Annotated in this window: 19 protein-coding genes and 1 rRNA gene; all 20 read right to left on the bottom strand. The window is 70.3% G+C overall.

The features are described 5' to 3' along the window. Positions 1–1,109: serine/threonine-protein kinase (locus IEY82_RS38140; protein WP_189129166.1), on the bottom strand; the 1,109-nt coding region annotated here is incomplete at its 3' end. 81 nt (positions 1,110–1,190) lie between these two features. Then, positions 1,191–1,367, bottom strand: coding sequence for a hypothetical protein (locus IEY82_RS38135; RefSeq protein WP_189129165.1), 177 nt, complete (start codon positions 1,365–1,367; stop codon positions 1,191–1,193). A gap of 67 nt (positions 1,368–1,434) precedes the next feature. Continuing rightward, positions 1,435–2,715, bottom strand: a complete 1,281-nt coding sequence (locus IEY82_RS38130; RefSeq protein ID WP_189129164.1) for a glutamate-5-semialdehyde dehydrogenase — start codon at positions 2,713–2,715, stop codon at positions 1,435–1,437. A 124-nt stretch (positions 2,716–2,839) separates the two neighbouring features. After that, a complete protein-coding gene (gene proB / locus IEY82_RS38125; RefSeq protein WP_225264254.1) occupies positions 2,840–3,958 on the bottom strand; it encodes a glutamate 5-kinase in 1,119 nt (372 codons plus the stop codon). Between the two features lie 30 nt (positions 3,959–3,988). After that, the gene (gene obgE / locus IEY82_RS38120) at positions 3,989–5,341 is read right to left on the bottom strand and encodes a GTPase ObgE (RefSeq protein ID WP_189129163.1); all 1,353 of its coding nucleotides are present in this window, start codon (positions 5,339–5,341) and stop codon (positions 3,989–3,991) included. Between the two features lie 172 nt (positions 5,342–5,513). Next, entirely contained in the window at positions 5,514–5,771 is a 258-nt protein-coding gene (rpmA, locus tag IEY82_RS38115) for a 50S ribosomal protein L27 (protein WP_012893687.1), read from the bottom strand. Positions 5,772–5,786: 15 nt separating this feature from the next. Then, positions 5,787–6,089, bottom strand: a complete 303-nt coding sequence (gene rplU / locus IEY82_RS38110; protein ID WP_049575732.1) for a 50S ribosomal protein L21 — start codon at positions 6,087–6,089, stop codon at positions 5,787–5,789. A 227-nt stretch (positions 6,090–6,316) separates the two neighbouring features. Beyond that, a complete protein-coding gene (locus IEY82_RS38105) occupies positions 6,317–9,037 on the bottom strand; it encodes a ribonuclease E/G (protein WP_189129162.1) in 2,721 nt (906 codons plus the stop codon). Between the two features lie 143 nt (positions 9,038–9,180). After that, entirely contained in the window at positions 9,181–9,957 is a 777-nt protein-coding gene (locus IEY82_RS38100; RefSeq protein WP_225264260.1) for a TIGR03936 family radical SAM-associated protein, read from the bottom strand. Between the two features lie 151 nt (positions 9,958–10,108). Next, positions 10,109–12,019 (bottom strand): TIGR03960 family B12-binding radical SAM protein, encoded by a 1,911-nt coding sequence (locus tag IEY82_RS38095; RefSeq protein ID WP_189129160.1) that lies wholly within the window; start codon positions 12,017–12,019, stop codon positions 10,109–10,111. 54 nt (positions 12,020–12,073) lie between these two features. Beyond that, positions 12,074–13,240, bottom strand: a complete 1,167-nt coding sequence (rodA, locus tag IEY82_RS38090; protein WP_189129159.1) for a rod shape-determining protein RodA — start codon at positions 13,238–13,240, stop codon at positions 12,074–12,076. Beyond that, positions 13,237–15,282: a penicillin-binding protein 2 gene (mrdA, locus tag IEY82_RS38085; RefSeq protein WP_189129158.1), complete on the bottom strand. Its 2,046-nt coding sequence runs from the start codon at positions 15,280–15,282 to the stop codon at positions 13,237–13,239. Before mrdA ends, rodA begins: the two co-directional genes overlap by 4 nt. Next, positions 15,279–15,743 (bottom strand): rod shape-determining protein MreD, encoded by a 465-nt coding sequence (gene mreD, locus IEY82_RS38080; RefSeq protein WP_189129157.1) that lies wholly within the window; start codon positions 15,741–15,743, stop codon positions 15,279–15,281. The genes mrdA and mreD overlap by 4 nt, the downstream gene beginning before the upstream one ends. Then, entirely contained in the window at positions 15,740–16,579 is an 840-nt protein-coding gene (gene mreC / locus IEY82_RS38075) for a rod shape-determining protein MreC (RefSeq protein ID WP_229697792.1), read from the bottom strand. Before mreC ends, mreD begins: the two co-directional genes overlap by 4 nt. Before the next feature lie 47 nt (positions 16,580–16,626). Further along, the gene (locus IEY82_RS38070; protein WP_189129155.1) at positions 16,627–17,658 is read right to left on the bottom strand and encodes a rod shape-determining protein; all 1,032 of its coding nucleotides are present in this window, start codon (positions 17,656–17,658) and stop codon (positions 16,627–16,629) included. Positions 17,659–17,915: 257 nt separating this feature from the next. Then, the gene (gene ndk, locus IEY82_RS38065) at positions 17,916–18,326 is read right to left on the bottom strand and encodes a nucleoside-diphosphate kinase (RefSeq protein ID WP_189129154.1); all 411 of its coding nucleotides are present in this window, start codon (positions 18,324–18,326) and stop codon (positions 17,916–17,918) included. 243 nt (positions 18,327–18,569) lie between these two features. Continuing rightward, positions 18,570–20,639, bottom strand: a complete 2,070-nt coding sequence (locus IEY82_RS38060) for an ICP22 family protein (protein ID WP_189129153.1) — start codon at positions 20,637–20,639, stop codon at positions 18,570–18,572. 86 nt (positions 20,640–20,725) lie between these two features. Further along, positions 20,726–21,070: a DUF4233 domain-containing protein gene (locus tag IEY82_RS38055; protein ID WP_225264256.1), complete on the bottom strand. Its 345-nt coding sequence runs from the start codon at positions 21,068–21,070 to the stop codon at positions 20,726–20,728. Continuing rightward, positions 21,067–22,356 (bottom strand): bifunctional folylpolyglutamate synthase/dihydrofolate synthase, encoded by a 1,290-nt coding sequence (locus IEY82_RS38050; RefSeq protein ID WP_189129167.1) that lies wholly within the window; start codon positions 22,354–22,356, stop codon positions 21,067–21,069. Before IEY82_RS38050 ends, IEY82_RS38055 begins: the two co-directional genes overlap by 4 nt. A gap of 272 nt (positions 22,357–22,628) precedes the next feature. Beyond that, positions 22,629–22,745 (bottom strand): 5S ribosomal RNA (gene rrf, locus IEY82_RS38045). Positions 22,746–22,874 lie beyond the last annotated feature (129 nt).

Raw genomic sequence — 22,874 nt, 5'->3', positions numbered from 1 at the left:
GCGGAGGCGGCCGCCCGGCCCCGGGCGTCGGTGCCACTCCCGCGCCCCGGCTCGTCCGCGGACGCACGGCCGCGCGCCTCGGCCACGCCTCGGCCACGCGCCTCCCCCGCGCCCCGCCCATCGGCGTTGGTGCGGCTCCGCGCCGCCCCATCCGGGTTGGCCCGGCCGCGCGGCGCCGGCACCTTGCCATCGGCCACGCGCCCCCGCCCGGGACGCGGCGTGCCGTCACCGCCCGTCGAACGGGACGCGGCCTCCTCGCTCGTGCGGCCGTCGGCCGGCGCGGCGCGCTGACCCGGCTGGTCGGGGTCGGGCGCCCCGGTCGCCTTGGCCAGCCGCGCCAGCCGATCGGCCAGCAGCGCGGCCGTGGGGCGCTTGCCGGGCTCGCGGTTGAGGGCGGCCCGCACCAGCGGCAGCAGAGCCACGGGCACGCCCTTGAGGTCGGCCTGCCCGTTGAGCACGGCGTACATCTGCGCCTCGGCGGTGCCCCGCCCGAACGTCGGCCGCCCGGTCGCGGCGAACGCCACGGTCGCGGCCCAGGCGTGCACGTCGGCGGGTGACTCGACCTGCTCGTCGGCGAAGATCTCGGGCGCGGTGTAGCCGGGGGTGCCGAGGAAGGTGCCGGTCATGGTCAGCCGGGTGGCGTCGAGCACCTGGGCGATGCCGAAGTCGATCAGCACGGGGCCCTCGGCCCCCATGAGGATGTTGGCCGGCTTCAGATCACGGTGGACGACCCCGGCCGCGTGGATGATCGCCAACGCGGTGGCGATGCCCTGCGCCAGCTCGACCAGCTGCGCGAGGTTGAGCGGGCCGCTGTGCCGTACCCGGTCGAGCAGCGTGGCGCCCTCGATGTGCTCCATGACGAGGTAGGGACGGGCGCTGTCGAGGTCGGCGTCGAGCACTCTCGCGACGTAGGGACTCTCGACGCGGCGAAGCGCACGAACCTCGCGCTCCAGCCGGATGCGGGACGAGTCATCCTCTACGAGGTCATGCAGCACCTTGAGCGCGACCCGCTCGCCCCGTCGGGCACTGGCGAGATAGACCTCGCCCATGCCGCCGCGGCCAAGCCGCTCGAGCAAGGTATAAGGTCCGACCTTGCCGAGCTTGGTCACCGTCCCTCCCTGCTCGGCGCACCCATAAGGACACAACTCTAGCGGTGGGACGGCGGCTTACGTCTGAGGCGCGCCGAGACTTTACCGGCGAGACGGCTCCGCGAGCAGACTGTCGAGCGTGGCCCTCGGCTCCTGTGACAGGTCTCTGCGACCCTTCCTGCGCCAGCGGACGTGGCCATGGCTCTCCAGCCAGAGCATCAGGCGATCAGCACCGAACAGGACGACGGCCGCGAAGGCCAGAGCGATGACGATCTGCATGCGGGCCAGTGAAACCGGGCGGCGGCCATCGGACGTGACCGACACACCGCCGCCTTTCCCAATCCGGTCAGTCGGCTGACCGAGCGATGACCGTGCCCTCGGACGTGCGCAGATGTCCCTCACCGGTATAGATCCACTTGGTGGAGGTCAGTTCGGGCAGCCCCATCGGGCCCCTCGCGTGCAGTTTCTGGGTGGAGATGCCGATCTCGGCGCCGAACCCGAACTCACCTCCGTCGGTGAACCGGGTGGAGGCGTTGACGGCCACGGCCGCCGAGTCGACCATCGACACGAACCTGCGGGCGGCCCGCTGAGACCGGGTGACGATGGCGTCGGTGTGCCCCGAGCCGTAACGCCGGATGTGCGCCACGGCCTCCTCCAGCGAGCCGACGACGGCGGCCGCGATGTCGAGCGAGAGGTATTCGGCGTAGAAGTCGTCCTCGGTGACGGGCACGACCTCCCCGAACCGGCCGATCCGCTCGTCGCCGTGCACGGTCACCCCGGCCTCCCCGAGCGCCGCGAGCGCCCTGGGCACGAACGTCTCCGCGATGTCGGCGTGCACCAGGAACGTCTCGGCCGCGTTGCACACCGACGGCCGCTGCGCCTTGGCGTTGACCAGGATCTGCACGGCCAGGTCCGGATCGGCGTCGGCGTCGACGTACACATGGCAGTTGCCCACGCCGGTCTCGATCACCGGCACCGTGGACTCCTCGACCACCGAGTTGATCAGCGAGGCGCCGCCACGCGGGATCAGCACGTCGACCAGCCCGCGAGCCCGCATCAGCTCCTTGACGGAGTCACGCGTGAGGCCCGGGACGAGTTGCACGGCGCCCGCGGGCACCTCGGTCTCCTGGAGCGCCTCCTGCATGATCCGCACCAGCGCGGTGTTGGAGGAGTAGGCGCTGGACGAGCCACGCAGCAGCACGGCGTTGCCGCTCTTGAGGCAGAGCGCGGCCGCGTCGACGGTGACGTTGGGACGGCCCTCGTAGATGATGCCGATCACGCCCAGCGGCACGCTGACCTGGCGCAGCTCCAGCCCGTTGGGCAGGGTGCTCCCGCGGATCACCTCGCCCACCGGGTCGGGCAGGTCGGCCACCTGGCGCACGGCCTCCGCGATGACCCCCACCCTGGCCTCGTCGAGGCGCAACCGGTCGATCATCGCCTCGGACGTGCCCCGCTCCCTGGCCTGTTCGACGTCGGCGGCGTTGGCCTCGACGATCTCGGCGGCCCGCGCGACCAGGGAGTCGGCGACGGCACGCAACGCCCGGTCCTTGGGCGCCCGCGGCAGCGGGGCCAGCTCGGCGGCGGCCTCTCGCGCCGCACGGGCCACCTTCAGGAACTCTGTACTCATCGCTTCGCTCCGCTCCGCTGCTCAGGGCTCTCCGAGCCCCGCTCTGGCCTCTGTCTCTCGGGCCGCCCCGCTCCTCGACCAGAACGACCGCACAGGCTTCTCCTGGTCTCGCCTGGGCGAGCGGCTAGCTGTGGGACTCCAGTATGACGATGTCGTCACGATGGATCAGCTCGCGTTCATATTCCGGACCGAGCTCGCTGGCCAGCTCGCGGGTGGACCGTCCCAGCAGCCCGGGGATCTCACCCGCGTCGAAGTTGACCAGGCCTCGGGCGACCACGCCGCCGTGGGGCCCGCACAGGTCCACCGGGTCGCCGGCGGCGAACTCCCCCTCCACCGAGGTCACCCCGGCCGGCAGCAGCGACATGCGCCGGCCCACGATGGCCTCGACCGCGCCGTGGTCGAGGAGCAGCCGCCCGCGCCCGGTCGTGGCGTGCGCCAGCCACAGCAGCCGGGTGCCGGGATGGCGCCCGCCGGGATGGAAGTAGGTGCCGACGTCGGCTCCGGCCAGCGCCTGCGCCGCGTGGGCGGCGGCGGTCAGCACCACGGGCACCCCGGCGCCGGTGGCGATGCGCGCCGCCTGCACCTTGGTGACCATCCCGCCGGTGCCCACGGCGGCGCCATTCCTGCCCAGCTCGACCCCGGCGAGATCCTCGGGCCCGCGGACCTCGGCCAGCCGCCGGGCCCCGGGCCGGCTCGGCGGCCCGTCGTAGAGCGCGTCGACGTCGGACAGCAGCACCAGGGCGTCGGCGTGGATCAGGTGGGTGACCAGTGCCGCCAGCCGGTCGTTGTCGCCGAACCGGATCTCGTCGGTGGCGACGGTGTCGTTCTCGTTGACGATCGGCATGATGCCGAGCTCGAGCAGCCGGTTGAGGGTGCGCTGGGCGTTGGCGTGATGGGCGCGCCGCATCATGTCGTCGGCGGTCAGCAGCACCTGGCCGACACGCAGGCCGTAGCGGGCCAGGGAGGAGGTGTAGCGCGCGACGAGCACGCCCTGGCCGACCGAGGCGGCGGCCTGCTGCGTGGCCAGGTCGCGTGGCCGTGCGGACAGCCCCAGCGGGCCGAGACCGGCCGCGATCGCTCCCGAGGAGACCAGCACGATCTGCGTCCCGGCCCGCCGACGCGCGGCCAGGACGTCGACGAGCGCGTCGACCCGGTCGACGTCGATCACGCCCTGGGGGGTGGTGAGCGACGAGGAGCCGACCTTGACGACCACCCTCGACGCTGCGCTGATCCGATCTCGCACGACGAAACCCCTGCCTAACCCTCGAAACTCCTACGCCAGCCTGCTGTCGGAACCCCGTGGCCCCTGGCGTACGGACTCGGCGTTGAGAGTGGGTTGCCAGTCGAAGACGTAGCCGCCCTCCATGGGCCCGATGACCACCTCGGCCCCCGCGGTGGCGCCGGCCTTGACCAGCTCCTCCTCCACGCCGATCCGCTCCAGCCGGTCGGCCAGGTAACCGACGGCCTCGTCGTTGCTGAAGTCGGTCTGCCGGATCCAGCGTTCGGGCTTCTCGCCGGTGACCTGGAACAGGTTGTCGTTGACCCGGCGCACCGAGAAGCCGGCCTCGCCCAGCTGCTTGGGCCTGATCACGAGCCGCGTGGGCTCCTCGACCGGCTTGGCGGCCCGGGCCGCGGCGACCCACTCGCCCATCGCGTAGGTCAGCTCGCGCAGCCCGGCGTGAGTGGCGGCGGAGATCGTGAACACCCGCAGCCCCCGCTGCTCGAAGTCGGACTTGACCAGGTCGGCCAGCTCACGCGCGTCGGGCACGTCGGCCTTGTTCAGCACGACCATCCGCGGCCGGCCCTCGAGCTTGCCGTAGGCGTGCAGCTCGGCCTCGATCACCTCGAAGTCGGTGACGGGGTCGCGGCCGGGCTCCATGGTCGCGCAGTCGATGACGTGCACGAGCATGTCGCACCGCTCGACGTGTCGCAGGAACTCGTGCCCCAGCCCCTTGCCCTGGGAGGCGCCCGGGATCAGACCCGGCACGTCGGCGACGGTGAACACGGTCTCGCCCGCCGTCACCACGCCGAGGTTGGGGATGAGGGTGGTGAACGGATAGTCGGCGATCTTGGGCCGGGCGGCGCTCAACGCGGCGATCAGCGACGACTTGCCCGCGCTGGGGAAGCCGACCAGGGCCACGTCGGCCACGCTCTTGAGTTCCAGCAGGACGTCGAGCGCGTCACCGGGCTCCCCGAGCAGCGCGAACCCGGGCGCCTTGCGCTTGGTGGAGGCCAGCGCGGCGTTGCCCAGCCCGCCGTGCCCGCCCTGCGCGATCACGTAGCGGGTGCCGACGCCGATGAGGTCGACCAGCACCTCCCCGGTGGCGGCGTCCTTGACCACGGTCCCGTTGGGCACCGCCAGGACGACGTCGGGGCCATTGGCGCCGTCGCGGTTGGACCCCTGCCCCTGCTTGCCGTTGTGGGCGGTGCGGTGCGGGCGGCGGTGGTAGTCGAGCAGGGTCGCGGTGTTGGGATCCACCTCGAGGATCACGTCACCGCCCCGCCCGCCGTTGCCTCCGTCGGGACCGCCGAGGGGCTTGAACTTCTCGCGGTGGATGGAGGCGCAGCCGTTTCCTCCGTCACCGGCCCTGACATGCAGAACCACCTGGTCCACGAAGTCCGGCATTTCCGCCTCTCCCTTACGCCCCTGACGGGGCTTCTCCTCTGATGCCTCAGCCCCACGTCCGCCCGTCTCGAACCGCGAACCCGCCGGTCTCCGAACCACGCAAGGGGACTACGAACGCGAAAAGGGGTGGATCGCACCGATCCACCCCTTGTCAACGCTCTCCGGTGGCGGATTACTCCGCGACCGGGACGATGCTCACGGCCCTGCGGCCGCGCTTGACGCCGAACTGCACGTGACCCGCGGCCAGCGCGAACAGCGTGTCGTCGCCACCACGGCCGACGTTGTCGCCGGGGTGGAAGTGGGTGCCACGCTGACGGACGATGATCTCGCCCGCGTTTACCAGCTGGCCGCCGAAGCGCTTGACGCCCAGGCGCTGAGCATTGGAGTCACGGCCGTTCCGGGTGGACGACGCGCCCTTCTTGTGTGCCATCTCTCAAACTCCGAATCAGGCCTGGTCGATACCGGTGATCTTCACCTGGGTGTACCGCTGGCGGTGCCCCTGGCGCTTCTTGTAACCGGTCTTGTTCTTGTACTTGAGAATGCGGATCTTGGGGCCCTTGGTCTCGCCGAGAATCTCGGCGCTGACCGTGAACTTGCCCGCCTCCGTGGTCACATCGCCGTCGTTGACGACGAGCACCGTCGGCAGCGAAACCGAAGAGCCGACCTCGCCGGCGACCTTGTCCACCTCGAGGACGTCACCGACGGAGACCTTCTGCTGCCTGCCGCCGCAACGAACGATCGCGTACACCGCGGAACCCTTCTGCTGTCTGCTGTTGCAACCTCGGCCATCCCGGAGGAACGGCCATTGACCGCCGAGTGCTGCGCCCACACCCGAGTCCTGTCTGAAAACCCAACGAACCTAGTGGGCGCGCCAACAGGGCACGTCACCTGACGCACCGATCCCCTAGAATACCGGATTAACGGTGCCCTAGGCGAACCGGCGGATCGTCGGACAGTCCGCCAAGCAGCGCTTGGCTAGTCGGCGGACTTGGCTCGGCGGGAGCGTCGCCGCCCTCTGCCGGAAGTCTGACTGGCCTGGTCGTCCTCGACCGGGACGTCTTCAAGCGCACCGGTCACAGTATCACGACCGGCCGAGTCCTTCGCCGCGGAGACCTTTTCGGACACCGCCTTCTCGACCGCCATCTTGCCCTGCGTGCCACGCGGCTCCGGCTTGGCCTCCACCGGCTCCGTGGAGACGATGAGCCCCCGGCCGTTGCAGCACTCGCACGGCGTCGAGAACGCCTCCAGGAGGCCCTGTCCGACCCGCTTACGGGTCATCTGGACGAGACCCAGCGACGTCACCTCGGCCACCTGGTGCTTGGTCCTGTCGCGGGCCAGGCACTCCAGCAGCCGCCGCAGCACGAGGTCGCGGTTGGACTCCAGCACCATGTCGATGAAGTCGATGACGATGATGCCGCCGATGTCGCGGAGCCGGAGCTGGCGGACGATCTCCTCGGCCGCCTCCAGGTTGTTGCGGGTGACGGTCTCCTCGAGGTTGCCGCCCTGCCCGGTGAACTTGCCGGTGTTGACGTCGACGACGGTCATCGCCTCGGTGCGGTCGATCACCAGCGAGCCGCCGCTCGGCAGCCAGACCTTCCGCTCCATCGCCTTGGCCAGCTGCTCGTCGATCCGGTGGCCCTCGAACACGTCGCCCTGCTCGGAGTCCCAGCGCGTCAACCGCTCGGCCAGGTGCGGCGCGACGTAGTTGACGTACTCGTCGACCGTCTCCCAGGCCCCCTCACCCTGCACGACCAGCGAGGTGAAGTCCTCGTTGAAGACGTCACGCACCACGCGGACGGTCAGGTCGGGCTCGGCCGAGAGCAGCTCGGGCGGGCTGGCCGACTTGGCCTTCTTCTGGATGTTCTCCCACTGGGCCGACAGCCGGGCCACGTCACGGGCGAGCTCGTCCTCCGAGGCGCCCTCGGCGGCGGTGCGCACGATCACGCCCGCGTTCTCCGGCATGACCTTCTTCAGGATGCTCTTGAGCCGGGTGCGCTCCTTGTCGGGCAGCTTGCGGCTGATGCCGGTCATCGAGCCGTCCGGCACGTACACGAGGTAGCGGCCGGGCAGGCTGATCTGCGAGGTCAGGCGGGCGCCCTTGTGACCGATCGGGTCCTTGGTGACCTGGACGAGCACCGACTGGCCGGACTTCAGCGCCACCTCGATGCGCTTCGGCTGGCCCTCCAGGCCCGCGGTGTCGAAGTTGACCTCGCCGGCGTACAGGACGGCGTTGCGGCCCTTGCCGATGTCGACGAACGCCGCCTCCATCGATGGCAGGACGTTCTGCACCTTGCCGAGATAGACGTTGCCGACGTAGGACTGGCTGGCCTCGCGGTTGACGTAGTGCTCGACGAGGACGCCGTCCTCCAGCACCGCGATCTGCGTGCGGTCGCCCTGGCGGCGCACCACCATCATCCGGTCGACCGACTCGCGCCGGGCGAGGAACTCGGACTCGGTGATGATCGGCGGACGCCTGCGGCCCAGCTCCCGGCCCTCGCGGCGGCGCTGCTTCTTGGCCTCCAGCCTGGTGGAGCCGCGCACGCTCTGCACGCCGTCGGCGGAGACGTCGTGCGAGGCGGCCCGGCCGGCGCGGGGCGCACGAATGCGCACGACCGTGTTGGGCGGGTCGTCGACCGCGGGCTCGGCCACCTCCTCGGAACCGCGACGGCGACGGCGGCGACGGCGACGCGACCCGGTCGTCTCCTCTTCCCGCGACTCCTCGGCCTGCTCCTCGTCGCCCTCGCCCTCGTCCTCGGACTCGTCGGACTCATCGGACTCGTCACGCTCACGCGCCTTGCCGCGTCCCCTGCCGCCACGGCGGCGGCGACGGCGGCGGCTGCCGCCCTCGCCCTCGTCCTCGTCCTCCGCGCCCTCGTCGTCGGTGACGGTCTCGTCGGCAGGCTCCTCTTCCTGCTCGGCGACCGGCTCCGGCTCGGGGCGTACGGGCTTGGCCTGGGTCGGGTCGGGCGCCTGGAACAGCGGCGCGAAGATGGCCGCCGGGCGCTGGAAGGCGGTGCCGGGCTGGTCCTGGCGGCGCACCGACAGGCCGAACGGGTCGGACAGCAGGCTGGGCCGGTCGAGGTCCTCGTCGAGGTCCTCGCCGGCGGGCTCGTCGTCGAGCGGCTCGTCCTCCGGCAGCACCTCCAGGATGTCCTCCTCCGGCGGGCTCTCCTCGACCGTGGCGGCCACGACGGGCTCGGCCTTCCTGCGGGTACGGCGGCGCGGAGCCGGCTCGGCCACCTCCGTCACCGTGGCGGCCGCCTCGGGCTCGGCCACCGGCTCGGACTCTGCGACCTCAGGCTTGGCGACCTCAGGCTTGGCGACCTCGGACTCGCCCACCTCGGGCTCGGCTGCCTTCTTGCTGGCGCGGCGGCGCGGCGTGGTGGCCGTCGACCGCGTCCGCGTGCGCTTGGGCGCCTCCTCGACGGCCGCCGCGACCGCGGCCTCGACCGGGCTCTCGACGGCCGCGGCCGGTTCGGCCTGAGCCTGAGGTGACGCCTGGACCGGCTGCTCCGCCGGGGCGGACACCGCCTGCGCCGCCGTGACGGTCACGGGCGCGGGAACGGGCTCGTCGGGGATCTCCGGTGGCGGCCCCGCCGGCCGGCTCGCGGCCCGGCGACGCCTGGTCACCTTGTTCTGTTCAGATGTTTCGCCGTCGGGGCCAGTGGCCCCGGTGTTGGGCTCGTTCTCGAGCATGCGGGCGCTCTCCCGTCAGCCCCCGGGCGCGTCGCCGCGCCGCGCAGGAGCCATCGTGTCTCGTTGTTCGCCCGCGCCCCCGCCAGGGGGCATGGGCGCCAAGTCCTGTCAGCGGTCGTGCCCGGCTCACGCAAGGCACTCCCTTAGCCGACGACGTGCTCACCCGCCGGTCCCGCTTCGCCGCCGCGCGTGGTCTCGCGGTCAAGGTCGAACGGGTCGGCAAGCGCACCAGTGCTGGCGTCGAGCGGCCCCTGCGCCAGCCTGGTCACCTCGGGGGGGACCGGCGGCGCGAAGTCGGCCACAAGGCGCAGCCCTGTGAGCACATCGTCGGGTCGAACGGCAGGAGTCATGTGCCGAACAACCATGCGCAGTATGACACACGACTGTCCGGGCACTTGAGCTGCGGTTCTCTCTGTCCCCTCGGGCATCACGAGCCTCAGCACGGCCTCGCGCGCGTCGAAACGGCGCGGGCCCTTCTTGGTGAGGCGCTCGACCTCCACGGCGTCGGCGGCGAGGAACTTCTCGACCGCCACCTCCGCGAGCTCGCGATCCGCGCCGGGCAGCCGGACTTCCCACTTGGAAGCCTCCAGGCGGTCGGCCAGCCCTCCGGGGCCCGCCTCGGCGGCGTCGAGCACGACGAGCACGTCGAGACCGGGCGGCAGCGAGCCGTCCAGGTCGGCCCGGACACGCTCGGGGTCGCACGGCGTGGTGACGCCGATCTCGAGGTATTCGGCTTCGCTGGCCACGCCGGTCGGCGCGGCCCCCGCGTAGGAGATCTTCGGATGAGGTGAGAATCCCGCGCTGTAGGCCACCGGAATGCCGGCACGACGAACCGCCCGTTCGACGGCTCGCGAGATGTCGCGGTGGCTGGTGAAGCGCAGGCGGCCGCGCTTGGCGTAGCGCACACGCAGGCGCTGCACCGTAGGCGCGGGCGGAGGCCCATCGGGAACAGGTTTCAGAGCGATGTCGTCCTTCCCGTGTTCAGAGTTCCTTCGTCTCAGGATATGCCGCTCCCGGGCCCGCAGGACCAGGATCATGTACGGCGGGGCACGGACCGGCCACCGAACGCGGTCAGACCACCGTGAGAGGCAGCAGTTTGCGCCCTGTGGGCCCGATCTGGATCTCCGTGCCCATGGTCGGGCAGACCCCGCAGTCGTAGCACGGTGTCCACCGGCAGTCCTCGACCTCGCCCCCGGAGACGGCGTCCTGCCAGTCCTGCCAGAGCCACTCGCGGTCGAGCCCGGCGTCGAGGTGGTCCCAGGGCAGGATCTCGTTCTCCGCCCGCTCGCGCACGGTGTACCAGTCGATGTCGACGCCGGCCTTCTCGGCGCAGGTCATCCAGCGCTGGTAGGAGAAGTGCTCGCTCCACCCGTCGAAACGACCGCCGTCCTCCCAGACCGCCCTGATCACCGCGCCGACCCTGCGGTCGCCCCGCGAGAGCAGGCCCTCGACGATGGACGGCTTGCCGTCGTGGTAGCGGAACCCGACGGCCCTGCCGTACTCGCGGTCGCCCCTGAACGAGTCGCGCAGTGCCTTGAGCCGCCGGTCGACGGTCTCGTGGTCGGCCTGGCTCGCCCACTGGAACGGCGTGTGCGGCTTGGGCACGAAACCGCCGATGGACACGGTGCAGCGGATGTCGCGCGAGCCGGTGGCCTCGCGGCCCGCCTTGATGACCTTCTTGGCCAGGTCGGCGATGCCGAGCACGTCCTCGTCGGTCTCGGTGGGCAGCCCGCACATGAAGTAGAGCTTCACCTGCCGCCAGCCCTGAGAGTAGGCGGTGGTGACGGTGCGGATCAGGTCTTCCTCGGTGACCATCTTGTTGATCACCTTGCGCATCCGCTCGGACCCGCCCTCGGGCGCGAACGTCAGCCCTGAGCGCCGGCCGTTGCGGGAGAACTCGTTGGCCAGGTCGATGTTGAAGGCGTCGACCCGGGTCGAGGGCAGGGACAGCGAGGTGTTGGTGCCCTCGTAACGATCGGCCAGGCCCTTGGCCACCTCGCCGATCTCGGAGTGGTCGGCGGACGACAGGGACAGCAGGCCGACCTCGTTGAAGCCGGACTCCTTGACGCCGTTGTCGACCATGGCGGCGATCGTGGTGATCGACCGCTCGCGCACCGGCCGGGTGATCATGCCCGCCTGGCAGAACCGGCAGCCCCGGGTGCAGCCGCGGAAGATCTCCACGCTGAACCGCTCGTGCACGGTCTCGGCCAGCGGCACCAGCGGTTTCTTCGGGTAGGGCCACTCGTCGAGGTCCATGACGGTGTGCTTGTGAACCCGCCACGGCACCTCGGGCCGGTTGGGCGCGACCCGCTTGATCCGGCCGTCGGGGTGGTAGTCGACGTCGTAGAACTTGGGCACGTAGACGCCGCCCGACTCGGCGAGCCGCATGAGCAGCTCGTCGCGTCCGCCCGGCCTGCCCTCGGCCTTCCACTCGCGGATGACCTCGCTGATGGCGATGGCGATCTGCTCGCCGTCACCCAGCACGGCCGCGTCGAGGAAGTCGGCGATCGGCTCGGGGTTGAAGGCCGCATGGCCGCCCGCCAGCACGATCGGGTCGTCCTCACCGCGATCGACGGCCATCAGCGGGATGTCCGCGAGGTCGAGCGCGGTCAGCATGTTGGTGTAGCCGAGCTCCGTGGAGAACGACACGCCGAGCACGTCGAAGGCCCGCACCGGGCGGTGGCCGTCGACGGTGAACTGTGGCACGCCCTCGGCACGCATCAGCGCCTCAAGGTCGGGCCAGACGGCGTAGGTGCGCTCGGCCAGGGTCGCGGGCAGCTCGTTGAGGATCTCGTAAAGGATCGCGACACCCTGGTTGGGCAGCCCGACTTCGTAGGCGTCGGGATACATCAGCGCCCAGCGAACGTCGGCGGAGTCCCAGTCCTTCACGGTCGAGTTGAGCTCACCCCCGACGTACTGGATGGGCTTCTGCACCTTGGGCAGGAGCGCTTCCAGGCGGTGGAATATCGACTCGACAGGCATGAAACCCAGCGTAGCGGCGGTCAGAGCATGGCAGGTCCGAGGACTCGGACATTTCTAGTCAAACGACTGCTCCCTGATCCGGATCGACTGGAGGATCCCGACCGCGATCAGGTTGGCGAAGGTCGCGGTGCCGCCGTACGACACGAACGGCAGCGGCAGGCCGGTGATCGGCATGATCCCGATCGTCATCCCCACGTTGACGAACGTCTGGAACGCGAACCAGCACACGATCGTCCCTGCGGCCAGCATGCCGAACCGGTCGTCACACTGCCTCGCGATCTTGAGGCCGCGCAGGAGCACCACGCCCAGCAGCAGCACGATGGTGACCGAGCCGAGAAATCCGAACTCCTCCCCCGCGACGGTGAAGATGAAGTCGGTGTGCTGTTCGGGCACGAACCTGCCGGTGGTCTGCCCGCCGCCCAGCAACCCCTTGCCGAACAACTGCCCCGAGCCGATCGCGATCAGCGACTGCGTGCTGTTGTAGCCGACTCCGCGCGGATCGACTCCCGGGTCGATGAAGGCCGTGAACCTCGCCACCTGGTACGGCTCCAGCATCTGGAAGTGGAACACCGAGAACACCCCGGCACTCGCGACCAGCACCAGCAGGGCGATCCACCGCTTGCGCACCCCGCCGATGATCAGCGCGGCGGCGGTGATGACCGCGAGCACCAGCGCGGTGCCGAGGTCGGGCTGCAACATCACCAGCCCCATCGTCAGCAGCGCGGCCACCAGCGCCAGCACCACGTCGAGGTCGCGCGGCCGGTCACTGCCCTCGGCGGGCTGCGCGAGCAGCATCGCGATGATCAGCAACAGGCCCAGCTTCGCGAACTCCGACGGCTGCACCGCGAACCCGCCGCCGAGCAGGATCCACGAGTGCGACCCGTTGATCGTGGCGCCCAGCGGGGTGACCACCATGACCAGACCGGCCAGGCTGACCAGGAACACCAGCGGCGAATAGGCACGCATCGCCCGGTGGTCGATCATCGCCGCCGCGCCGCACAGCAGCGTGCCGATGAGCAGGTTGAGAATGTGCTTCTTGACCAGTCCGGTCGATCCGGGCGCCCAGGTCCTGGTCGACGACCACACCAGCAGCGTGCCGATCACGCAGAGCGCGGCCACCGCGACCAGCATCACGCCGTCGAGCCGCCAGACCGCCGACTGCGCTCCCACCGCCCGCCTGGCGAACGACCGCCGCCCGCCCGCCACCGCCCGCGTGGTCATCCGCCCGCCACCGTCCCGTCCGGCGAGAACTTCGGCAGCTTGGCGGCGGGCTTGCCGTCGGGCAGCACGGCCTGCCGCTTGATGCCGTAGATCCCCTCATAGATCTCCCGTACGGCCGGCGCCGCGGTCTGCGCGCCCATCCCGCCCTGGGAGACCATGGCGACCACGACGAACCGGGGATTGCCGGTGGGCGCGAACGAGGCGAACCAGGAGGTGTCCTGCTTGCCCCAGACCTCCGCGGTGCCGGTCTTGCCGCCGATGCTGATCTTGTCCATCGGAAACCCGCTGAACGCGCCGGCCGCGGTGCCGTCGGAGGGCACCTGGCTGAGCGCGTTCTTGATGTAGAGGCGCTCCTTCTCGCTGATCGGCAGCCTGCCCACCACCGGCACGTCGTACCTCTCGACCAGCGTGCCGTCGGGCCGCACCCGCGCCCATCCGATGCGCGGGCTGCGCACCTTGCCGTCACTCACCAGCGCCGCGTACGCCCTGGCCAACTGGAGCGGCGTCACCAGCACGTCACCCTGCCCGATGGAGAAGTTGGCCGAGTCGCCGGGCCGCAGCACGAACCCCTCGGCGCAGTTCTCCTGGGCCAGCAGCTTGAGGAACGCCGCCCGTGCGGCGTCGGTCACCTCCGGATAGCCCGTCTGCGCCCGCTTGCAGTTGGTGGCACTGGTCAGGGCCCACATGTTCTTCTTCCAGGCCCGGTCGGGGATGCGCCCTGACGACTCTCCCGGCAGGTCGACGCCGGTCGGCTTGCCGAACCCGAACGCCCTCGCGGTGTTGGCGAACACCTCCTTCGCGTTCTTCTTCGGGTTGCGTCCGCCGTCGCGCAGATACTGCTCGTACGCCGACCGGTAGAAGATCGTGTCGCATGACTTGACCAGTGCCGTGTGCAGCGAGAGCGTGCCCAGACCGATGCCGCGGAAGTTGTTGAACGCCCGGTCGCCCACCATGTAGGAGCCGGGGCAGTCGTAGGTGCCGTTGAGCGGATAGCCGGCCCGCAGCATCGCCGCCACCGACGACACCTTGAACGTCGAGCCGGGCGCGAACTGCCCGTTGATGGCCCGCGACACCAGCGGCTTGCCCGACTCCTCCGACAGCAGGCGCTTGTAGCCGGTCGTGGTGATGCCGTGGGCCCAGACGGCGGGGTCGTAGCTCGGCGCGCTGGCCAGCGCCAGCACCCGCCCCGTGCGCGCGTCGAGCACCACGGCCGCGCCGCCGTCGGCCTGCGGCGCGCCCTTCATCGCCTTGTGCAGCGCCCCCTCCACCACTTCCTGCAGGCGCGCGTCGATGCTGGTGATCAGGTGATCGCCGGCGAGCGACGGCACCTGCTGCTCGACCCCGATGGCCTTGCCCATCCGGTCGACCTGCACCCTGCGCAGCCCCGACTTGCCCCGCAGCACCTCGTCGTAGACCTCTTCCAGGCCGTCGCGCCCGGCCAGGTCGACCCCGGAGAACGCGGCCTTCAGCCCTTCGCGCTTCTCCAACTCGGCCTCGGTGACCGGACCCAGGTAGCCGAGCATCTGCGCGCCGGCCTTGCCGCCCGGATACTGCCTGACCGACTGGATCTCCGCGGTGATGCCCGGGAACTCCTCCTGCCGCTCCAGGATCTGCAGCGCCTGGCGGGTGCCGGCCTTGCGCTCGATCGGCACCGGTTGGTACGGCGACCCGGTCCAGCACGGTTTGGAGATGCCCGGCCCGCACGGTCTGATGCGGTCCTGCAACTGCTTGACCGGCTGGTTCAGCACCGTGCTGAGCTTCCGCAGCACCTCGACGCCGCCGTCCTTCATCCGCAGCAGGGCGTTGCGGTCGACCGAGACCACCAGCGAGGTCTGGTTGCGCACCAGCGGACGCCCGGACGAGTCGAGGATCTGGCCGCGGACGGCGGGCACGATCACCGCGCGGGTCCTGGTCTCGGTGGCCTTGGTCACGAACTCCTCCCCGCGCACCACCTGCACCTGCCAGAGGCGTACGGCGAGGACCACGAGCAGCGCCAGCACGAGCACGTGCAGGATGAACAGCCGGGTCCGCATCCGCGTCATGCCGCGTACCTCAGCTGCCCGCCGCGCCCGTTCAGCCACATCACCACAGGCGAGGCGATCAGCGTGTAGACGATCGTGAGCGGGATCTGCTCGGTCAGCGTGGCGACCGTCACCCGCGGATCGGAGATCAGCCCGCCCAGCCCGGCGGCCAGCAGCGGCGCGATCAGCACGCACACGATGACGGTGGTGACGGGACTGCCGACCCCGCGCCCGGCCAGATAACCGACCAGGGCCAGCACGAACGCGTACTGCCCGAGCAGATGCGCCGTCGGGGGCACCACGTCGACCAGCAGGCCGGCGCAGAACCCGATCACGGTGCCGGCGACCGGCCCCCGTGCCATCGCGACGCCCACCACGGCCAGCAGCACCAGGTCGGGCGCGGCACCGCCGGGCAAACCCAGCCGGTTGACCACGATGACCTGAACCAGCACCGTGACCAGCACGATCAGCACGGCCATCATCGCGCTCCCTCCTTACGCCCGCGCTGCGGCAGCACGGCGTCCCTCGGGTCGCGCGCGGGCGCGCCCACGACCACGCCGACGACGTCGAGCGCGGTCAGATCGGCGTACGGCCGGGCGAAGGCGACCCGGGTCAGCTCGCCCGGCGTCGCCTCGACCCGTTCGATCACCCCGATCGGCACCCCCGGCACGTACGGGGCGCCCCGCTGTGAGCCGAAGCTGACGATCCGCCCTCCACGGGTCATCGGCGCGGTCGAGTCGAGCAGCCTGAACTGCACCAGGCGTCCGTTCTCCCCCACCCCGTGGACGACCCCGATCTCCTCGCCGCCCTCCAGCCGGGCTCCCGCGGCCGACGCCCGGTCGCTGATGAGCACCGCCGTCGAGGTGCTGCGGGACGCCTGGATGACGCGGCCGACCAGGCCGTCACCGTTGAGCACGGTCATCTCGGGACGTACGCCGTCGTCGGTGCCGGCGTCGAGCTGGACCGCGTCCTCGAAACCGGGGGCGCCGCGCCGGGCGATCACGTTGGCCGACACGACCTTGTAACCGCCGCGTCCGGCCAGGCCGAGCATCCGCTTCAGCTGCGCGGATCGGGCCGCGTCGAGCCGGTTCGCGTCGAGCCCGGCGCGCAACCTGGAGTTCTCGGCCCGGAGTCGCTTGATGTCGTTCTGGGCGCTGGGGGCGCTCGCCACCGCGTGCAGGAAGTCGCTCACCGGGCGCCCCACGGTGCCGACGACCTGCTCGGCCCCGCCGAACAACCACGCGCCCGCCGTCCGCACCGGCTGGAACGGCGACCCCTCACCGGTGCGGTGATCGACGGTCAGAATGATCAGCGCCACCGTGAGCAGCGTGCCTAGGATCAGCCGGGCGCGGCGCGACTCTCCCATCAGCGGCGCGACTCCGGCACGAGCACCTGCTGCAACGCCTCGAACTCCTCGACGCACCGGCCGGAACCGAGCGCGACCGAGTCGAGGGCGTTCTCGACCAGGTGGACGGGCATGCCGGTCTCGGCCTTGATCCGCTCGTCCATGCCCTTGAGCAGGGCTCCGCCGCCGGTCAGGGCGATGCCGCGGTCCATCAGGTCGCCGGACAGCTCGGGCGGGCACTTGTCGAGCGTGGTCTTGACGGCGTCGACGATGGTGTTGAGCGGCTCCTCGATGGCCCTGCGGATCTCCCCGCCGGACACCACGATCGTCTTGGGCAGGCCGCTGACCAGGTCACGGCCGCGCACCTCGGCGTGCGGCTCCTCACCGAGGGAGCAGGCCGAGCCGACCGCCATCTTGATCTCCTCGGCGGTGCGCTCGCCGAGCATGAGGGAGAACTCCTTCTTGGCGAAGGTGATCACCGCCTGGTCGAGCTCGTCGCCGCCGACCCTGATCGACTGGCTGGTCACCACGCCGCCCATCGAGATGATCGCCACTTCGGTGGTGCCGCCTCCGATGTCGACGACCATGTTGCCGGTCGGCTCGTGCACCGGCAGGCCGGCGCCGATCGCCGCGGCCATCGGCTCCTCGATGATGTAGACCTTGCGGGCACCGGCCTGGTAACCGGCCTCTTTCACGGCCCGCTGCTCGACGCTGGTGATGCCGCTGGGCACCGCGACGATGATGCGGGGCTTGGCAAAGTGACGCCTCTTATGCACCCTTTGGATGAAATATCGCAACATCCGCTCGGTGACGTCGAAGTCCGCGATCACGCCGTCCTTGAGCGGTCGAACGGCCACGATGTTTCCAGGGGTCCGGCCGATCATGCGTTTGGCCTCGATCCCCACCGCCACGATCTTGCCGGTCGCGGTGTTGATGGCGACGACCGACGGCTCGTTCAGCACGATGCCCCGACCGCGCACGTACACCAAGGTGTTGGCCGTGCCGAGGTCGACGGCCATGTCCCGGCCGAGAAAAGCGAGCTTGCTGCCCATGGGGAACGGAGCCTTCCGTAATGTCGTACGCATAATGACTACGGATCGAATTCGAATCGTAACGGTACGTACCCCGGGGTACTTGGAATGAGCCCACGCGCCCTGCAAAAAACTTCCGCCCCTCCGCAAAGTCCGCTTTTGCGATCGAATGCCCCCTGCGCCCCAGAAGTGCCATTTGAACGCAGAAGTGCCCGCTCGGCACTGTGGCCGGCGGGCACCTGTGAAGCCTGGTCGGGAGGGACGAACCTCCGGAACGGCTAGAAACGGTCCGGGAAGAAGATCTTGATCTCGCGGGCGGCGGACTCGGCCGAGTCGGAACCGTGGACGACGTTCTCGCCGATCTCGAGGGCGTGGTCGCCGCGGATCGTTCCGGGGGGCGACTTGACCGGGTCCGTGAGCCCGGCCAGCGCGCGGAACGCCTCGACGGCACGCGGGCCCTCCAGCACCATGGCGACGAGCGGGGCCGAGGTGATGAACTCTACGAGCTCACCGAAGAACGGGCGCTCGGAGTGCTCGGCGTAGTGCGCCTTGGCGGTGTCGACGTCGAGGGTGCGCAGGTCCATCGCCACGACCTTGAGGCCCTTGCGCTCGACGCGGGCGATCACGTCACCGATGAGGCCGCGCTTCACCCCGTCGGGCTTGATCAGGACAAGAGTGCGCTCGGACACTTGAGGTTCTCCTTCGAACAGGGTCTGGGGTCGCGAATGCTGCTACCGGGCGCCGGGATCACTCCAGTGAGAACGCTCCGCGGCACGGAGGACCTCGCATCGGCTGTAGCTGCGGCTCAGCTTACCGTCCACAACGGCACCCCGGTCTCCCGGAACCAGCATCGCAACCGCGCCCAAGGCACCACGTCCCGCACGAGGATTCCCCCGCTGAGAAGCGACGATCATCGTTGACCGGGGCGCGACCTACGGAGATCCGTTGTCCTCCGGCGATGGCGTCGGAGGCGGCACCGGCGGCAGCGGGCCCGTGGACTCAGGCGCGTCCCCCTGCTCGGGTCCCCCCTGGCGCGGCACCGACGCTTCAGAGCCCGGGCGTGCTCCCCGTCCGCCCTCGGCGTTTCCACGCCCGGCTCCGGACCGCCCAACCCGCTCGCCGTCAGAGGTCGACCCGGGCTCCTCGTCCCCTGACTTCGCCGGAGGCATCTCCTCACGCCCGTCAGCGAACGCACCAGCCTTCACGTCCCCAGGAGAATCCACTCCCTCGCGTCCGCGAGCCACCGCGTCTCCGCCGGCCCTCTTACCACCATCAGCCATATCGGAGCCGCCCGCTTCCAGGCCTCCATGAGCCACGCCGCCTTCGCCCTGAGACGACGACTCCGTCCCGCCCACCTGCCGCGTCTCGGCCCCCGATCGCCCACCTCCAGCGGGCATCCCGGCCCCGGCGGCCTTGGAGGTGAGGGCCTCGCTGATCACGGAAGGGGAAACACGAGGAAACACTCCCGTCGACTCGTCACCCTCTGGCGCGTGCGCGGGCTCCACGGCGGCATCAGCCGCCGTGGACGGCGACTTCCCGCGCCGGGAGACCCCGATACCCGGCTGACCGCCGGACGCCGATGCGTCCCGCCCCGCGGCGTCCTCACCGCTCGGCACGGCCACCGCCTCGTCCGGCACCGGTACGGGATCGATCTCGTCCGCCCGACCGCCGGCGGCAGAGGAACCGTCGGCCGAGACGGACGCGCGGCGTGCCAGAAGCGAGGCCAGGAGGATCACCACCACCACGACGAAGCCACCGATCAACGCCCACAGGTGCAGAGCGCCCACGAACCGGTCGACCAGCTCCTGCGTCGACGTCACCCCTCTCAGCATCGCCATCTGCACTCCCGTGCCGAGCAGGTAGCCCGCGAGCACCCCGGGAAAGCACAGCGCCAGACCGAACAGGGCGGACCCGAGCCCGGCCCTGCCGAGCGCGGCGGTGACGGCCACGGCGGCGCCGACCGCGAGCAGGGTGAGCGGCACGACCATCACCAGCCCCTGCTGGGCGGGCACCACCACGCGAACCGCACAGAGACCGACGACCATGGTCAGCAACCCCAAGGGCGTGAGCCACCGCGTCGCCGCCCCCGCGAACAGCCGGACCACGACGGCGGCGGCCACCGCGAGCAGACCCGCGACCACGAACGGGATCCACAGCCCCTTCAGCCCCGGCCCGCCCAGCCCCTTCATCTCGACATAGGTCACCTGGGCGACGCTGGGCAGCAGCACGGTGCCGACCGCGACCATCGTGTAGGCGAAGGTGCGGCCCTCCCGGGTGCCGGTGGACGCCAGCGCGAGCAGCGCGCCCACCGCCAGCACCGCCACCAGGATCACCAGGTTGGCCCGCCAGTCGTCGGTCGCGGTGCTGATGGCCAGGACCGAGATGCCCGCCGCGGGCACGGTCGCGAGCAGCAGCCGGCTGCGTTCGCTGGCTCGCGGTGCTGCCGCGGGTTGGCGGCCGTGCAACTGCCAGACGACGAGGTAGGCGGCCGCGAGCCCCAGCGCGATGCCGGTCAGCATGGGGTAGGGCTGGAGGGTGACCTTCCAGTCATGGATGCCGTCGAGCGGCCACAGGGCGAGCGCCTGGGCCGCGAGCAGGCTCAACGCGAGCATGCCGGTCCAGATGGCCCGCAGCACCGGCGGACGCTGCCAGACGGCGACCAGCGTGGCTGGAATGAGCAACCCCGCGCCGATGCCGTGGAGCACGCGCAGGACGCCGACCAGGAAGGTCGACCCGGCGTAGCCGCCGGCGGCATCGGCCACCGCCAACAGCGCGAGCCCGCCGACCAGGACGTATGCGACTCTCATCCGCCCCAGCGCCACGGACGCGAGCGGCACCGTCAGGATCATCGCCGGCAGCGCCAGCCCGTGAGCCCGCATGAGCTCAAGCCGGTCGAAGCCCTCCGGCAGCAGGGCACCGACCACGGAGACGGTGTTGGGAATCGCGACGATCGCCAACGGGAGCGCCGCCACGATGAGCAACGCGAGCACGGTGTCGAGCAACCACGGGAACGTGACGCCCGCGGTGGGTCCCGGGGCTGTCGCTCTGGGGGACCGCTGAATCGGGGGGACGGCCATGTAGGCCGACTTTAGCGGGAAGTCACGCCCTCGACACGGCGAGCGACGAATATCGCGGTGATCCAGAGCGCCGTGAAGATCGCCCCGAGGAAGAACATGGCCGGTACGAGGAAGCCCGTACAGATCGCGAGGACTTGTACGACGCTGCCCAGGATGTAGCCGATCGGCCGTTTGAGCATCCCGGCCGCGACGACGCAGAGCACGGCGAGCCCCAGGCCGACCGTCGCCGCCAGAGCGGGCTCGACGCCACCGACACTGATCGCCACCGGTGTGATGAGGCCGGCGACGATGGCCTCCATACCGAGGACACTCGCGCCGAGCCGCCGCATACCGGGTGTGACCTGGAAGTTCATCATGAGCCTTCCGCCTTCAGCAGATGACGGGCGTCGCCCGCGGTCACCACGGAGCCGGCGATGAACACCCCGGTGCCACTGAACTCGCCCTGCGCGTCGGCGATCGCGATGCCTCTGTCGATGGCGTCGTCGAGGCGTTCGACGAGGTGTACACGATCTTCTCCGAAGAGAGGCCTGGCCAGCGCGGCGAGCTCCTCGGGAGTCATCGACCGCGGTGAGGAGTTTCTGGTGACGACGATCTCGTCAACCATGGGTTCGAGCAGCTCGAGCAGCCCGTGGACGTCCTTGTCGCGCATGACCGCGACGACGCAGATCAGCTTGGCGAAGTCGAACGCCTCGTGCATCGCCTCGAGCGAGGCCTGCATCCCACCGGGATTGTGCGCGGCGTCGACCACGACGGTGGGATTGCGCCGCACGACCTCCAGCCGCCCCGGCGACGACGCCTCCGCGAACGCCTGCCGTACCAGCTCGATGTCGAGTGGGTCGTCACCGCCGCTCAGCGCCTCCACGGCGGCCAGTGCGGTGACCGCGTTGCTCGCCTGGTGCGCGCCATGGAGCGGCAGGTACACCTCGTCGTAGACGCCCTTGAGGCCGCGCAGCGTCATCAGCTGACCGCCCAACGCGATCTCGCGGTTGAGCACGCCGAACTCCAGGCCCTCCCGAGCGACGACCGCGCCCACGTCGGCGGCCCGCCGCATCAGCACCTCCGCCGCCTCAAGCTCCTGCTGGGCGAGCACCGCGGTGGCACCAGGCTTGATGATGCCGGCCTTCTCCCCCGCGATGCTCGCCACATCGGGTCCGAGCCGGTCGGTGTGGTCGAGCGAGATGGGGGTGATGACGGCGACCGTGCCGTCGGCGACGTTCGTGGCGTCCCAGGATCCCCCCATACCCGCCTCGACCACCGCGACATCGATCGGAGTGTCGGCGAACACGGCGAACGCCATGGCCGTGAGCAGTTCGAAGAACTGGATGCGCCGCCCCTGCGTGTCGCTCAGGTCGACGTACGGGGCGAGCTCCTCATAGGCCTGGGCGAACTGCTCCTCGCTCAACGGCGTGCCGTCGACCGTGATGCGCTCGCGCATCGAGACCAGGTGAGGGCTGGTGAAGCGCCCCACGCGCAGATTGCGCTCCTTGAGCAGCGCCTCCGTGAGTCGCGCCGTGCTCGTCTTGCCGTTGGTGCCCGCTATGTGAATGACCGGATACGCACGCTGGGGCGAGCCGAGCAGATCCATGAGAGCCGCGATCCTGTCGAGCGTCGGCTCGAATTGCCACTCGACGCCTCGTTCCATGATCGCGCGTTCAACCGCACGATAGTCCACCCCTCAACCCTACTGACAGCACAGACCGCTCCCCACCCCACGCCAGTCGGCGCGACATATGACCGTACGGCCCTGGATCGTGAGACTCGGAAACGGCTCAGCAGCATCAGCTTCCCGGGCCCGGACAGACTCTTGAGAGTGCCCTCCCATAACCCATGAGGCCCTCACAGGAGCCCATCTCTGAAAAGCTCCGGAAACGCGAGAAGGGCCCCACCCAACGGTGGAGCCCTTCTCAAACAATTGTCCGGCGGTGACCTACTCTCCCACACCCTCCCGAGTGCAGTACCATCGGCGCTGGGAAGCTTAACTTCCGGGTTCGGAATGTAACCGGGTGTTTCCTTCCCGCCATAACCGCCGTAACCCTATGAAACAAACAAACAACACCGCTGTTTGCAGTCTCAGAATTGCCTAGTGGACGCGAGCAACACACCTGCGAACTTCGCGCGCGGCGCTGTTCCGGACCCGGCGAAGAGTAACGGAACGCAGCA

Source organism: Nonomuraea cavernae, assembly GCF_014646355.1.
Lineage (GTDB): Bacteria > Actinomycetota > Actinomycetes > Streptosporangiales > Streptosporangiaceae > Nonomuraea > Nonomuraea cavernae.
This window is presented reverse-complemented; position numbering and strand designations above follow the sequence as displayed.

Bases quoted from the DNA above. Each gene is read 5' to 3' on its own strand.
- IEY82_RS38135 (WP_189129165.1), bottom strand. From the start codon at position 1,367: ATGCAGATCGTCATCGCTCTGGCCTTCGCGGCCGTCGTCCTGTTCGGT.
- IEY82_RS38130 (WP_189129164.1), bottom strand. From the start codon at position 2,715: ATGAGTACAGAGTTCCTGAAGGTGGCCCGTGCGGCGCGAGAGGCCGCC.
- obgE (WP_189129163.1), bottom strand. From the start codon at position 5,341: ATGCCGGACTTCGTGGACCAGGTGGTTCTGCATGTCAGGGCCGGTGAC.
- rpmA (WP_012893687.1), bottom strand. From the start codon at position 5,771: ATGGCACACAAGAAGGGCGCGTCGTCCACCCGGAACGGCCGTGACTCC.
- IEY82_RS38105 (WP_189129162.1), bottom strand. From the start codon at position 9,037: ATGCTCGAGAACGAGCCCAACACCGGGGCCACTGGCCCCGACGGCGAA.
- IEY82_RS38095 (WP_189129160.1), bottom strand. From the start codon at position 12,019: ATGCCTGTCGAGTCGATATTCCACCGCCTGGAAGCGCTCCTGCCCAAG.
- rodA (WP_189129159.1), bottom strand. From the start codon at position 13,240: ATGACCACGCGGGCGGTGGCGGGCGGGCGGCGGTCGTTCGCCAGGCGG.
- mrdA (WP_189129158.1), bottom strand. From the start codon at position 15,282: ATGACGCGGATGCGGACCCGGCTGTTCATCCTGCACGTGCTCGTGCTG.
- mreD (WP_189129157.1), bottom strand. From the start codon at position 15,743: ATGATGGCCGTGCTGATCGTGCTGGTCACGGTGCTGGTTCAGGTCATC.
- IEY82_RS38070 (WP_189129155.1), bottom strand. From the start codon at position 17,658: ATGGGCAGCAAGCTCGCTTTTCTCGGCCGGGACATGGCCGTCGACCTC.
- IEY82_RS38055 (WP_225264256.1), bottom strand. From the start codon at position 21,070: ATGATGAACTTCCAGGTCACACCCGGTATGCGGCGGCTCGGCGCGAGT.
- IEY82_RS38050 (WP_189129167.1), bottom strand. From the start codon at position 22,356: ATGGAACGAGGCGTCGAGTGGCAATTCGAGCCGACGCTCGACAGGATC.